At 36.0% G+C, this 13,796-nt stretch carries 11 protein-coding genes and 1 pseudogene; 8 read left to right on the plus strand and 4 right to left on the minus strand.

Going from position 1 to position 13,796, the window contains the following annotated elements; genetic code table 11:
- Positions 1-40 precede the first annotated feature (40 nt).
- The 6 genes from IGJ03_RS05725 (at position 41) to IGJ03_RS05750 (ending at position 7,448) form a co-directional block, all read left to right on the plus strand.
- Entirely contained in the window at positions 41-2,407 is a 2,367-nt protein-coding gene (locus IGJ03_RS05725; protein WP_002361764.1) for an endonuclease MutS2, read from the plus strand.
- Between the two features lie 97 nt (positions 2,408-2,504).
- Positions 2,505-2,819 (plus strand): thioredoxin, encoded by a 315-nt coding sequence (trxA, locus tag IGJ03_RS05730; RefSeq protein ID WP_002357703.1) that lies wholly within the window; start codon positions 2,505-2,507, stop codon positions 2,817-2,819.
- A 164-nt stretch (positions 2,820-2,983) separates the two neighbouring features.
- The gene (uvrC, locus tag IGJ03_RS05735; RefSeq protein WP_002366633.1) at positions 2,984-4,780 is read left to right on the plus strand and encodes an excinuclease ABC subunit UvrC; all 1,797 of its coding nucleotides are present in this window, start codon (positions 2,984-2,986) and stop codon (positions 4,778-4,780) included.
- 151 nt (positions 4,781-4,931) lie between these two features.
- Positions 4,932-5,189, plus strand: a complete 258-nt coding sequence (locus IGJ03_RS05740; protein ID WP_002369461.1) for a DUF3884 family protein — start codon at positions 4,932-4,934, stop codon at positions 5,187-5,189.
- Positions 5,190-5,293: 104 nt separating this feature from the next.
- Entirely contained in the window at positions 5,294-6,193 is a 900-nt protein-coding gene (locus tag IGJ03_RS05745; RefSeq protein ID WP_002357699.1) for an ABC transporter ATP-binding protein, read from the plus strand.
- Positions 6,186-7,448 carry an ABC transporter permease gene (locus IGJ03_RS05750; RefSeq protein ID WP_002357698.1) on the plus strand — a complete coding sequence of 421 codons (1,263 nt, stop codon included), beginning with the start codon at positions 6,186-6,188 and terminating at the stop codon, positions 7,446-7,448. Before IGJ03_RS05745 ends, IGJ03_RS05750 begins: the two co-directional genes overlap by 8 nt.
- 35 nt (positions 7,449-7,483) lie before the next feature.
- Here IGJ03_RS05750 and IGJ03_RS05755 read toward each other — a convergent pair whose 3' ends face one another.
- The gene (locus IGJ03_RS05755; protein WP_002363900.1) at positions 7,484-8,482 is read right to left on the minus strand and encodes a LacI family DNA-binding transcriptional regulator; all 999 of its coding nucleotides are present in this window, start codon (positions 8,480-8,482) and stop codon (positions 7,484-7,486) included.
- A 141-nt stretch (positions 8,483-8,623) separates the two neighbouring features.
- Between IGJ03_RS05755 and IGJ03_RS05760 the strand changes: the two genes are divergently transcribed.
- Positions 8,624-10,018, plus strand: coding sequence for a 6-phospho-beta-glucosidase (locus IGJ03_RS05760; protein ID WP_375804717.1), 1,395 nt, complete (start codon positions 8,624-8,626; stop codon positions 10,016-10,018).
- 25 nt (positions 10,019-10,043) lie between these two features.
- Here IGJ03_RS05760 and IGJ03_RS05765 read toward each other — a convergent pair whose 3' ends face one another.
- A complete protein-coding gene (locus tag IGJ03_RS05765; protein WP_002357693.1) occupies positions 10,044-10,550 on the minus strand; it encodes a hypothetical protein in 507 nt (168 codons plus the stop codon).
- A 9-nt stretch (positions 10,551-10,559) separates the two neighbouring features.
- Here IGJ03_RS05765 and IGJ03_RS05770 point away from each other — a divergent pair.
- Positions 10,560-11,228: pseudogene (locus IGJ03_RS05770) on the plus strand (ATP-binding cassette domain-containing protein); the annotation flags it as partial.
- A 40-nt stretch (positions 11,229-11,268) separates the two neighbouring features.
- Here IGJ03_RS05770 and IGJ03_RS05775 read toward each other — a convergent pair.
- Both IGJ03_RS05775 and IGJ03_RS05780 read right to left on the minus strand, forming a co-directional pair.
- Positions 11,269-12,555, minus strand: a complete 1,287-nt coding sequence (locus tag IGJ03_RS05775; RefSeq protein ID WP_438711093.1) for an NAD(P)/FAD-dependent oxidoreductase — start codon at positions 12,553-12,555, stop codon at positions 11,269-11,271.
- 121 nt (positions 12,556-12,676) lie between these two features.
- Positions 12,677-13,735 (minus strand): type I restriction endonuclease, encoded by a 1,059-nt coding sequence (locus IGJ03_RS05780; protein WP_375804718.1) that lies wholly within the window; start codon positions 13,733-13,735, stop codon positions 12,677-12,679.
- Positions 13,736-13,796: the final 61 nt, after the last annotated feature.

A 13,796-nucleotide genomic window follows, 5' to 3' on the forward strand; every position in this document is an offset into this window, starting at 1 on the left:
CTTTTCAACAAATGAAAAAGTTAGAAAAGTAGGTGGAAAAATGAATCAGCGTATTCTATCAACATTAGGGTTTGATAAAGTAAAACAACAGTTGTTGCAATTTATTGTGACAGCTCAGGGGACAAACGAAGTTTCGGAATTATTACCGATTGCTGATGAAAATAAAATTCAAGCATGGTTAAATGAAACACAGGATGGTTTAAAAGTTCAACGATTACGTGGTGGAATCCCCATTCCTAAATTAGAAAATATCCAACCACACATGAAACGGATTGAAATTGGTGCGGATTTAAATGGTGTAGAATTAGCACAAGTAGGCCGTGTCTTGTCGACTACTTCAGAACTGACTCGTTTTTTTGATGAGTTAAGTGAAAATGAAGTGGATTTTGAACGTTTATATATGTGGCGAGAGCAACTAGAAGTTTTGCCTGAATTAAATCGCCAACTCAAACAAGCCATTGATGATGATGGCTACGTCACAGATGAAGCTTCGCCAGCCTTAAAGGCAATTCGGCAAAATATTCGTCGTAGTGAGCAGACCATTCGAGAAGAACTAGATAGTATTATTCGTGGGAAAAACGCACGTTACCTAAGTGATGCCCTTGTTACTATGCGAAATGAACGCTACGTGATTCCAGTCAAACAAGAATATAAAAATATTTTTGGTGGCGTGGTTCACGACCAAAGTGCTTCAGGTCAAACCTTATTTATTGAACCTAAACAAATTTTAGAAATGAATAATCGTTTGCGACAACAACAAATTGCCGAAAGAAATGAGATTACTCGCATCTTGGCAGAACTGTCGGCTGAGTTGGTTCCTTATCGCCGTGAAATTACGCATAATGCTTATGTCATCGGTAAACTTGATTTTATTAATGCTAAGGCGCGACTAGGAAAAGAACTAAAAGCAGTTGTTCCAGAAATTAGTCAAGCAAATCATGTAGTTTTTAAACAAGCCCGGCACCCACTATTGGATCCAGAAAAAGCTGTAGCCAATGACATTGTGATTGGAGAAGAATATCAAGCAATTGTGATTACGGGGCCTAATACCGGCGGGAAAACCATTACTCTGAAAACGTTAGGTCTTTTACAATTAATGGGCCAAGCTGGATTACCTATTCCAGTGGAAGAAGAGAGTAAAATGGGTATTTTTACAGAAGTATTTGCGGATATCGGGGATGAACAATCGATTGAACAAAGTCTAAGTACTTTCTCTTCACATATGACGAATATCGTGTCTGTCTTAAAAAAAGTCGATCATCAAAGTTTAGTACTATTTGATGAATTAGGTGCTGGGACAGATCCGCAAGAAGGAGCCGCTTTAGCGATTGCCATTTTAGATTCATTGGGTGCTAAAGGAGCCTATGTGATGGCAACAACCCATTATCCTGAATTAAAAGTGTATGGCTATAATCGAGCTGGAACAATCAATGCCAGTATGGAATTTGATGTAGATACTTTGAGTCCAACCTATCGTTTATTAATTGGCGTGCCTGGCCGAAGTAATGCTTTTGAAATTTCGAAACGTCTTGGATTAGACAACAGTATTATTGAAGCTGCAAAACAAATAATGGACGGTGAAAGTCAAGATTTAAACGAAATGATTGAAGACCTGGAAAACCGTCGCAAAATGGCCGAAACTGAATATTTAGAAGCTCGCCACTATGTCGATGAATCGGCCGCTTTGCATAAAGAACTGAAAGAAGCCTATCAAGTATTTTTTGAAGAACGAGAAAAAGAATTACAAAAAGCGCGGAAAGAAGCGAATAAAATTATTGCAGAAGCGGAAGAAAATGCGGAAACCATTATTTCTGATATTCGCAAAATGCAATTGGAAAGTGGCCAACAAGGTGGTGTCAAAGAACATCAGTTAATTGATGCGAAAACACAACTTTCTCAATTACACCATGAAGAAACCAAGCTTGCTAAAAACAAAGTGTTGAAGAAGGCCAAAGAACAGAAAAAATTAAAAGCTGGCGATGAAGTAATTGTCAATACTTACGGCCAACGAGGGACATTATTAAAAGACAACGGCAAAGGACAATGGCAAGTCCAATTGGGCATTTTAAAAATGAACGTCTCTGAAGAGGATATGACGCCTGTCGCTCCACAAAAAGAAGCAAAACCAAGAGTTACAACGGTTCGTTCTGCAGAAAGCAGTCATGTTGGCACACAACTAGACTTACGTGGCAAACGCTACGAAGAAGCATTGGCAGAAGTTGACCAATACATTGATGCTGCGATTCTAGCGGGCTATCCACAAGTAACCATTGTTCACGGCAAAGGAACAGGTGCATTAAGAACCGGAATAACGGAATTTTTAAAAAATCACCGCAGTGTGAAAAGCTATGAATTTGCGCCACAAAACCAAGGTGGTAATGGTGCGACTGTCGTAAAATTCCAATAAATAAGGACTTACAATAAGTAAGCAGAACACTCGCTATCTTAGAGATGACGTGTTATACTAAGCATGTAATAAGAGTAAAGAGTAGGAGGTTTGTGAAATGACACAAGCAATTACCGATAAAGATTTTGCAACAGAAACAGATGAAGGATTAGTCTTAATCGACTTTTGGGCAACTTGGTGTGGCCCTTGTCGTATGCAAGCACCCATCTTAGAACAATTATCTGAAGAATATGATGAAGACGAAGTGAAAATCGTCAAAATGGATGTGGATGAAAATCCTGCAACACCAGCAAGTTTTGGAATCATGAGCATCCCAACATTGCTATTGAAAAAAGATGGCGAAGTTGTTGAAAAAGCAGTCGGTGTTCATACAAAAGACCAATTGCAAGCAATGATTGCCAAACACTTATAAACGTTGATTAGTCATTACGAATAGTCTGATTCAGTCTGAAGAGAAATCATTAGCGATTGTCTTTTCAGGCTGTTTCTTTCGTACATAAAGTAGCGGCTTTTTTTGTTTAATTACAAAAAGAGGTGTATAATAGACGAAGCATTTTGTTAGAAAGGAAGTATCGTATGAACGAACGAATAAAAAATAAATTAGCACTGCTTCCTGATCAACCTGGTTGTTATTTAATGAAAGATAAAAACGGCACGATTATCTATGTTGGGAAAGCCAAAATTTTGAAAAACCGTGTCCGATCTTATTTTCGTGGTAGCCATGATACTAAGACAGAACGATTAGTCAGTGAAATCGATGATTTTGAATATATTGTGACAGAATCGAATATTGAAGCACTTTTATTAGAAATTAATTTAATCCATAAAAATAATCCCAAATATAACATCATGTTAAAAGACGATAAAACCTATCCTTTTATCAAAATCACAAACGAAAAATATCCTCGTTTAATGATTACTCGAAAGGTTTTAAAAGACAAAGCGTTATATTTTGGCCCATATCCAGATGTAAATGCAGCGAATGAAACAAAGAAACTGTTAGATCGGCTTTTTCCTTTGCGAAAATGTAATCCGTCGCAAAAAACACCTTGTTTGTATTATCATTTAGGACAATGTCTGTGTCCCTATGCTTTTGATGTGGATCCGCAAGTCTACAAAGATATGGTGGAAGAGATTAAAGGGTTTCTCTCTGGTGGACATACAGAAATTCAGGACCGCTTACAAGAAAAAATGGCTTATGCAGCTGCACATATGGAATTTGAAAAAGCTGCAGAATTTCGCGATCAAATTAAAGCGATTGAAACAGTTATGACCCGCCAAAAAATGACGAATGTAGATTTAATTGATCGTGATGTGTTTGGTTATGCTGTTGATAAAGGCTGGATGTGTGTCCAAGTATTCTTTGTCAGACAAGGAAAATTAATCGAACGTGATGTATCGATTTTTCCATTTTATGATGATGCCAGTGAAGCATTTTTAACTTTTATTGGACAATTTTATCAAGAGAATGAGCATTTTGTGCCAAAAGAAGTCTTGATTCCTGATGACATTGATAAAGAAAGCGTTGAAGCTTTATTAGCTACGAAAATCTTGCAGCCGCAACGGGGAGAAAAGAAAAAACTGGTTAAATTAGCCAGTAAAAATGCTGCAGTTGCTTTAAATGAAAAATTTGATTTGATTGTACGGAAACAAGAACGAACAATTGGCGCAGTTGAAAAATTAGGCAATGCGATGAACATACCTGCGCCCATTCGAATTGAAGCATTTGATAATTCAAATATTATGGGAACAAACCCTGTTTCTGCGATGGTTGTGTTTATTGACGGACGGCCAGCTAAAAATGAGTATCGAAAATATAAAATAAAAACTGTGCAAGGTCCTGATGATTACGCTTCTATGAGAGAAGTCATTTATCGCAGATATTCACGAGTTTTAAAAGAAGGCTTGCCTTTTCCTGATTTAATTTTAATCGATGGTGGTAAAGGCCAAGTCGATGTTGCTAAAGATGTGTTAGCCAATCAACTAGGAGTCGATATTCCTGTAGCTGGATTAGCCAAGAACGACAAGCACAAAACGAGTGAACTTTTATTTGGTCCAAACTTAGAAGTTGTACCATTGGAAAGAAACTCACAAGAATTTTTCTTGTTGCAACGAATCCAAGATGAAGTCCATCGTTTCGCCATCACATTCCATCGTCAATTACGTAGTAAAAATAGTTTTGCTTCCAAATTAGATAACATTGAAGGCTTGGGACCGAAACGCAAAAAAAATCTTTTAAAAGAATTTAAATCGCTTAAAAATATTACGGCAGCCAGTGTTGAAGAATTAAGAAAAGCTGGGTTACCTGAAACTGTCGCAAAGAATGTGTATCGTCATTTACACCAAGAAACAACCTCTGAGATAGAAAAATAAATGAAAATGAACCAGACCAATTAGGTGCTTTTCCTAATTTGTCTGGTTTTTTTATTCAATTTTTTCATGAAAAGTTGAACTCTCAAGAAAATATGATAACGATTTCTTTCGTGATATACTAAAACTAACTTAAAAGAGAGGACGTCTGATCATGAAAATACTAACACCCGTTTATCAAATAAAATTTAAAAAAGTACCAAATCAATTACTGATTGATGAGCGTTTGATGAATGAATTGGGTACGTGGTTGAATCGTACAGGTCGAATTTGGGCCTGTCAATCATCAAAATCGGCAAAGGAATTTAAAAATACATTTTATGAAAGCACAGGCTTGACCGCAAATGAAGTGCATATTTCTGCCGAGACGGATGGCCTTTTTCGCTTAGCAGAAAATAAAGCGTCTGATTAAAGTGCAACATCTTTCCATAACAATTGTCATTGACAAGCCAACACAGGAAAGATACGATATGAGTAACTAAACAGCGGTTTAGAAAAAGTGAAGGGGGCGTTTATGTGTTAGAGGTAAAAGAGTTAGTCAAAACCTTTGGGGATTTTAAAGCAGTTGATCATGTATCCTTTACGATACCGGACGGGAAAATTTTAGGATTAATTGGCCAAAATGGTGCCGGGAAAACAACTACGTTTCGCTTGATTTTAAATTTTTTAACACAAGATAGCGGGTCGGTTTTATGGAATGGTCAACCATTAAATGAAAAAGAGTACAATATTATTGGTTATTTACCAGAAGAACGGGGTTTATATCCTAAAATTACGATTGAAGACCAACTAATTTATTTCGCTTCGTTGCGGGGAAAAACTAAAAAAGAAATTGAACCTAAAATTGACTTTTGGATGGAAAAATTTCAAGTTAAAGGCAAAAAAACGGATAAAGTTAAATCTTTATCAAAAGGCAATCAACAAAAAGTTCAATTGATTGCGACACTTATTCATGAACCGAAGTTAATTATTTTAGACGAACCATTCAGTGGCTTGGATCCAGTTAATGCAGAATTATTAAAAGACGGCATTATTGAATTGAAAAATCAAGGTTCTTGTGTCATTTTTTCCAGTCATAATATGGACAATGTGGAAAAAATCTGTGACCATTTAGTCATGTTAAAAAATGGACGCATGGTTTTAGATGGTCAGGTTCATGAAATTCGACAACAATTTGGTCGAACAAAATTATTTTTAGAATCACCGTTATCTGTTGAGGAAGTTGCTGCTACAGCAGGTGTGAAAGAAGCGCACTTGCGACAAGATGGCGTCTTAGAAGCGACATTAGAAAACGCTGAAGTGGGCAAAGTGTTGTTTGATAAAGCGACAGCCAACGGCTACATTCCAATGTTTAATCAACAACCACCAACATTGGAAGAAATTTTCAAAATGAAAGTAGGTGGGCAAGATGAGTAAATTTTGGATTATTGCGACTGATGTCTATAAGAAAAATGTGAAGTCGCTGTCTTTCTTAATCATGATTTTAGCGCCATTTCTTCTTGTAGGAATTGTTTACTTAGCGGGCTCTCTAGCTAGCGGTTTTTCAGGAGATACTACCATTGGTCTGGTTTCGGAAAATCAAGCGCTCGTTAAAGAGTTGACAAAGAATAAAACAGAGGACTTTTCTTTCAAAGCTGTTTCTTCTGAGAAAAAGGCCCAAGAACAATTAAAAGACGAAAAAATTGATGCCTATTTACTTTTGGACACTACAGATAATCAGATTTCTGGTCAGCTTTACTCTGAACGCTCTTTAGGAAATGCAACCGAAATGCTAATTCCTCAAATGTTAAACCAATTACAAACAATGGCGAATGCCAATCGTTTAAACCTAACAGCTGAGCAAGTTGCCATGTTGAATCAACAAGCAACATTTAAAAAAGCCAAAATTAGTTTTGATGAAAATGGCAAAATAAAAACAGGAGAAGATAACACAGGGATTCAAATGGCGTTAGCAATGGGGATAACAATTTTGTTATTTGTCTTCATCAGCAGTTATTCTTCAATTATTGCCCAAGAGATTGCTTCTGAAAAAGGCACTAGAATCATGGAAGTTATTCTCTCTAGTACAAAAGCGCAAACCCATTTTTATGGCAAATTAACTGGGGTTATTCTAGTAGCTTTAACACAAATTTTTATTTACGGAGTGGCGTTTGTTCTCGGCTATTCTCAATTGAAAAATCTTGATTTTATGAAAAGTCTATTAAGTGGTATTTCACCACAAAGTATTTTTTCATCAACCTTTATTTTTACATTAGGCTTTTTCATTATTGGTATTCTCGTTTTTGCTGTTTTGGCAGCACTTTGTGGTTCTCTTGTTTCCAAACCAGAGGATACAGCAAAAGCAGTTCAGCCCATCATGTATATTGGTTTAATCGGTTATATGATTGGCATTACGTTTGGGACGAATGATCCACAAAATATAGTGGTGAAAGTGACTTCCTTTATTCCGCTGATTTCGTCATACATTATGCCAGTACGCTTGGCGACCGAAACGGCATCAACAATGGAAGCAATTGTCTCATTAGTGATTTTGGCAGTCTTTGGAATTATTTTAACAATCTTCTCTGCTCGTTTATACAAATCAAACGTTCTTGTATACAGCGAAGGCGGCATGATTCAATCCTTAAAACAGTCAATTTCTATTTTAAAAAATGAACAAAAGCATAAATAATTTTTGTTTAACTCTAAAAGCACCCGGTAAATCAGTCAAAGTGACTGATCTGCCGGGTCTTTTTTAGGCACCGTTCGTCGTTCAACTAGACGAACGGTTAATTTTTTTTCAGGAATGTTCGTCTGATTTAATTGGTTGTATAGGTAAATAAATGAGTTTTCGGCTTGATACTGAATGGCATAATCAACAGTCGTAATATGCATCAACTCACTGACATAACTATTATCAAAGCCAATGACAGCGACATCGCGAGGAACGGCATAATTTAGATTTTCAAGTTCTGAAATAAACTCAGCTGCTACGTGATCATTATAAAAGGCCAAAGCTTCTGGCTTGTCGGTTAATTGTTGCCAGTAATGGGCAATTTTGCGACCAGAATGGTTAGTATACTGATCATTAATCAGCCACTCAGCTTGCCAAGGTGCCTGAGTGTTTTCATAAAAATCTTTCATTGCACGTTTTCGTGCGTGCGTGTTTAAATTTTCGGGATTACCGAGGACATGACCAATTTTTTGGTATCCTTGTTGTTGTAAATATTCTAAGGAACGATAATAACCAGAGTAATGATCAATGTAGGAAGAATATATATTGGGTGAATCGATACGATGCCAGGTTGCTAAAGGGCCATACGCGCTGTAAGGCTCAATCACCGACCATTCATTTGTTCGTGTCAATAAAAACAAGCCATCTAATTGTTTGTATTTTAATTGGTTCAAGGCATCAATTTCTTTCTGCTGATCGCCATCTGTAAAAAATAAGGTTACGGAATAATTGTATTTTTTGGCAATTGAAATAAAGCGATTCAAGAAAATGCCTAAGGAACCTAAATAGCTAGGGGCTAAAAAGCCAATGGTTTTTGTGGCACCTGCTCGTAAATTCCGCGCCACATAATTCGGGGTATAATTTAATTCTTTCATTGCTTTGAGAATTTTTTCTTGACTATCGGCACTCACATATCCTTTTCCAGAAATTAAGCGAGAAACAGTCGATTTCGAGACACCGGCAACTTTTGCTACATCAATGATAGACGTCATTTTTTACCTCCAAAGTGGAATGTATTCTTATAAGAAGTATAGCATACATTTTTTTGAAAATAGTGCTTGACATGGGAACATTCCCATAATTTATCCTAAAGATGTAAACGATAACAATTTAATCAAGGAGGAAGAAGACGGATGACAAGAGGAGCATTAAAAATTGCAACAATTGGTGGCGGTTCTAGTTATACACCTGAATTAATTGAAGGATACATTAAAAGAAAAGATGAACTGCCAATTAAGGAAATTTGGTTAGTCGATATTGAAGCTGGTAAAGAAAAATTGGAAATCGTTGGTGCAATGGCGAAGCGCATGATTAAAGCTGCTGGTTTAGATTGGGAAGTTCATTTAACATTGGACCGTGAAGCAGCCTTAAAAGGGGCGGATTTTGTTTCAACACAGTTTCGTGTAGGATTATTAGATGCTCGCATTAAAGATGAACGGATTCCTTTGTCCCATGGGGTATTAGGCCAAGAAACAAATGGCGCGGGAGGAATGTTTAAAGCATTTCGAACAATTCCTGTCATTTTAGCTATTATTGACGATATGAAACGTCTTTGCCCAGATGCTTGGTTAGTGAATTTTACCAATCCAGCTGGAATGGTTACGGAAGCCGCAATTAAACATGGCGGTTGGAAAAAAACAGTTGGCTTATGTAATGTGCCGATTGGTCATAGAAAACAAGCGGCCGAAATGCTGGGAATTCCAGAAGAAGACTTATTCTTTAAATTTGCTGGAATTAATCATTTCCATTGGCACCGCGTTTGGGACAAAGAAGGACAAGAGCGAACACAAGAACTCATTGATTTAATTTACGGGCCTAAGCAAGAGCAAGAAAGTCATTTGAAAAATATTTTTGATGCGCCGTTCCATTATGAACAGTTAAAAGATTTAGGAATGTTACCATGTGGTTATCATCGCTATTATTATATTGAAGATGAGATGTTGAAGCATTCTATCGAAGAGTATGAACGGGGCGAAACAAGAGCACAAGTGGTTAAAGAAACGGAAGGTCGTCTGTTTGAATTGTATAAAGATCCCAAACTAGATTACAAACCAAAAGAATTAGAAGAACGGGGCGGCACACACTATAGCGATGCAGCTTGTGAAATGATCGCATCAATTTATAATGATAAACGAACGGATATGGTTGTTTCTACTGAAAATAATGGGACAATTACTGATTTACCGTATGATTGTGTTGTAGAAGTGTCTGGTCCTGTGACAGCACATGGCCATGAACCTTACAACTGGGGGGCCTTTCCGCCAGCAGCACGAGGAATTATTCAAAATATGAAAGCTATGGAAGAAACGGTTATTCGAGCAGCCATCAATGGTGATTACGGCGCAGCATTGCATGCTTTCACTATTAATCCATTAGTTCCTGGCGGCGTCATGGCGAAGACCTTGTTGGACGAATTATTAATTGCCCACAAAGCACATTTACCGAATTTTGCAGATGCGATTAATAAAATTGAAGAAACACAACCAGAAACAGTCATATATGTGGCCGAATTAATGAAAAGTAATTAAAAAATATCGCACGCTAAAGATTCGTTTAGTGTGCGATACTTTTTTTAGAATAGGAAGCAAAGGATTCCGTTTTTTTCTTGACAGTAAAATGATAGGTTTGTTGGCGGAACAGCCACTGAATACCAGAGTAAATTAAAATTTCAGCAATAATAAATGTCGAAAGTTTCTGTGCGGAAAGGAATAATAGCGTTAAAATTAAAAATAAGACGACACAGGTATAAAAAACGTGTTGCAATTTTTTAGAATTGATAATCGTGATTTCTTTGGTATCTTCAGTAACTTCAATGCGCCGATAAAACTGGAACCAGCCTTCATAGAACGTTAAAACATCCCCAGGATCAGCCTCAATTTCAATAGGTACATTAGTAAAAAGTTTCCCTTGATGCACACCATTTTTATAAAATGTAAAATAGCGTAACGCGCCCCAAGCTGATGTTTTTCGTGTCAATGTAATCTTCATGGTTTTCACCTCCGTCTTTATTTTGCCATAGTTTCGGTAAAATTGTATCCTACTAAAGTCCGATTCTCTCATTTTAGGGGCAGAATTGACAGATTACCCGATGTTGCGCAAGCAAAACAAGAGCGAAAAATTATTTTTCCTACTAATAATCAGTTCTCTTTATACAATCCATATCCAATTAGAATTGAAAATTTAACTTTCGCTTATGAGAATCGAACAATTCTTAACCAAGTGAACGTTCAAATTCCTTTAAACGAAAAAATAGCACTTTGTGGAAAAAATGGTGCTGGGAAGAGTACTTTCCTTCAACAAATTGAAGCCCGTCACCCGGCCATTTACTTTTCTCCCAAAGTCAGGTTAGGAACGTATCATCAATTAGATTATCGATTAAAAAATGATGAACCACTGTTGACTTATTTATTGAAGCGGACAAATTATTCTGAAAAGATTGTGCGTTCACTTTTATATCGACTAGGTTTTCAACAAGAAAATTTACAGACAAAGATATCTTCTCTAAGTGGTGGCGAAGCCATAAAAATTACTTTGGCTCAATTATTTATAGAACCAAATAATATCATCTTATTGGATGAACCCACCAATTTTCTTGATTTAGAGACAATCCAAGCACTTGAAGAATTTATAAGTGCCTATCAAGGAACAGTAATTTTCACTTCGCATGATGAAACGTTTGTGGAAAAAGTAGCCACCCGCACTATTTATTTAGAAAACGGGAAAATTATTGATAAATAAAAAAAGTAAACAAAAAGTCGCTATTTTAGCGACTTTTTGTTTAGACTTCTTCAATTGGTAAATAGGTGTATTCTGCAATTTCTGCGGCATGGGAGCCAGCAACATGTCCAGTGACAAATGCAGCTGTAACATTGTAGCCTCCAGTATAGCCATTAATATCTAAAAGTTCACCAGCAAAAAATAAACCATTGACTAATTTGCTCTCCATTGTTTTAGGGGTCACTTCTTTGAGGGAAATCCCACCGCCTGTGACAAAAGATTTTTCCAAAGGCAATGTTTTCGTAACAGTGAACTGAAAGTCTTTCAGTAGTTCCACAAAGGAAAGACGTTGCTTTTCTGTTAGTTGTTTGGCAGGCACTTCTTCAATTGCTAGTTTCTCTAGATAAAAAGTGAGCAGACGTTCTGGTATTAAAGAATGAAAGGCATTTTTTGCCACTTTATTTGGCTGTTCCTCAATCATGCAATCAACATTTTTCAGCACTTCTTCAAAAGATTTTGTCGGAAACACATCCAAGGCTACCGTGACAGGCTGATTGCCGTTGCGAGTTAATTCTTGGTTAATAAAACTAGAACAGCGGAGCGCGGCAGGTCCTGAAATGCCAAAATGTGTAAACAGCATATCCATTTGATGATTAACTAAAGGTTTTCCTTTTTGGTTCAAAACAGTTAAATTAACATCTTGTAAAGAGAGACCTTGCAACGTTTTATCAAGGATAAAACGTTCTTCAGAAATAATAGGTGATTCGGTAGGGTATAGTGGGCTGATGGTATGCCCCATTTTTTTGGCTAGTTTATAGCCATCACCAGTTGCTCCTGTGGAAGGATAAGTGCGGCCGCCAGTTGTTAATACAACACACGGTGCATAAATTTTTTCCAGTTCGGTTTCAACGCCAATTATTTGATCGTCTTTTCGTAGTAATTTTGTGACCTGTGTTTTTGTAAAAACAGTGACTCCTAATTCGTTAATGCGGTTAAATAGCGCATCAACAATTGACTTCGATTTATCTGTAACAGGGAACATGCGTCCGTGATCTTCTTCTTTTAAGTGAATACTATTGGATTCAAAAAAGTTCATGATATCATAGTTATCAAATTGTGAAAATGCGCTGTATAAAAATTTTCCATTCCCAGGAATAAATGAAATGATTTCTTCTGCGGGCCGATTATTAGTTACATTACAGCGGCCGCCACCAGTCATTAATAATTTTTTCCCAACACGGCGATTTTTTTCAATCAATAATACTTGAGCGCCTGCTTCTGCAGCCGCAATCGTGGCCATCATACCACTCGTCCCAGCGCCGACAATAATTACATCAAATTTCTTCATAGTTCTCCTCCAATTCAATAGGTAGTGTACCATAATTACGGGATTTTTTCTGGATTTAAGGAAAAAATAAATAAAACTAAGGAACCAGCTAATTGAAAATTTACTAACTGGCTCCTTAGTTTTATACGAACTCGTTTACAATTTTTATTATTTTTTCTGAATGATTAGACACATCTAATGGTGATTCGATTGAAATTAATTCTTTTAATCCGTTGTTTAGTTCTATTTTCATACCATTATTATTCATGTAAAATCTTAAAATCCATTTTCTGATATTATTATCAAGGAGTACATTAAAGTAACTTTTATTATCTCGGTAAAATATCCTATCCAACACTACTGTATCTTTTAAAATGAGTTTAGAAATTGTGTAAACTTCTAATTCTTCAGGAGTAGTAACTATATTATTCTCGATTTCATCTTCAGGCTGTTCAGACAAATCATCTTCTTTGTCCGAAACAGAAGTATTTAATGCAGCACTTAACTTTTCATTTACTTTTTCATTGATAAATTGATTTATTCCTTTTTTTATTATAGGTGTAAACTTATCTAATGTTTGTTTAGTTTTTACTCCGCCATAAATTTCTCCAACAAAATATTTTACAAAATCTTCTGAAGGGTCTAAAAGCTGATCTGATAAGAAAGCTTTAAATTTATTTAAATATTTCAATTCAGAAGCGCTACTTGTAATTTTATCAATATCAAATGTGTCTTTATGGAATTTAGCAATTTCTGGTATTTGTGTATCCTTCAAATTAGTTATATCAATAGTTAAAAATGGAGAGACGTCCATTTTGTTGGGTTCTTCCAAATCGGTAAAAAATTTATATTCTTTACCATTTGTTAATATTCCAAATTTTGATGTCGTAGTCCCAAAATATCTAAATAATTGAGAATCATGTTTTGTTAATTGCTCGTTGACAGATTTTGCTTCAATTAACATAGTAGGAATACTATCAATTACTATCGCATAATCTACTTTTTCCCCTTTCTTAATCCCTACATCAGCAGTAAATTCTGGAACGAATTCCAAAGGATTAAAAATGTCATAACCCAGTATTTGAAAGAAGGGCATAATTAAAGAAGTTTTGGTTGCTTCTTCGGTAGCAATATTTTCCTTTAATTTTGTTACTCTTTTACCTAACGATTTTAAATCATCTTTAAATTTTTCCATTTCCATAAATATTCCTCTTTTCTTTAAATACATCTTGATGTATAAGAGTGTATTTAATGCAAAATAT

The organism is Enterococcus sp. DIV1315a (assembly GCF_051712325.1).
In the GTDB taxonomy this organism is placed as follows: Bacteria; Bacillota; Bacilli; order Lactobacillales; family Enterococcaceae; genus Enterococcus; species Enterococcus faecalis.

Excerpts from the sequence above, each read along its gene's own strand:
- IGJ03_RS05725 (WP_002361764.1), top strand. The coding sequence starts at position 41 with ATGAATCAGCGTATTCTATCAACATTAGGGTTTGATAAAGTAAAACAA.
- IGJ03_RS05755 (WP_002363900.1), bottom strand. The coding sequence starts at position 8,482 with ATGACGTCTATCATTGATGTAGCAAAAGTTGCCGGTGTCTCGAAATCG.
- IGJ03_RS05765 (WP_002357693.1), bottom strand. The coding sequence starts at position 10,550 with ATGAGAGAATCGGACTTTAGTAGGATACAATTTTACCGAAACTATGGC.
- IGJ03_RS05775 (WP_438711093.1), bottom strand. The coding sequence starts at position 12,555 with ATGAAGAAATTTGATGTAATTATTGTCGGCGCTGGGACGAGTGGTATG.
- IGJ03_RS05760 (WP_375804717.1), top strand. The coding sequence starts at position 8,624 with ATGACAAGAGGAGCATTAAAAATTGCAACAATTGGTGGCGGTTCTAGT.
- IGJ03_RS05750 (WP_002357698.1), top strand. The coding sequence starts at position 6,186 with ATGAGTAAATTTTGGATTATTGCGACTGATGTCTATAAGAAAAATGTG.
- trxA (WP_002357703.1), top strand. The coding sequence starts at position 2,505 with ATGACACAAGCAATTACCGATAAAGATTTTGCAACAGAAACAGATGAA.
- IGJ03_RS05780 (WP_375804718.1), bottom strand. The coding sequence starts at position 13,735 with ATGGAAATGGAAAAATTTAAAGATGATTTAAAATCGTTAGGTAAAAGA.
- IGJ03_RS05740 (WP_002369461.1), top strand. The coding sequence starts at position 4,932 with ATGAAAATACTAACACCCGTTTATCAAATAAAATTTAAAAAAGTACCA.
- uvrC (WP_002366633.1), top strand. The coding sequence starts at position 2,984 with ATGAACGAACGAATAAAAAATAAATTAGCACTGCTTCCTGATCAACCT.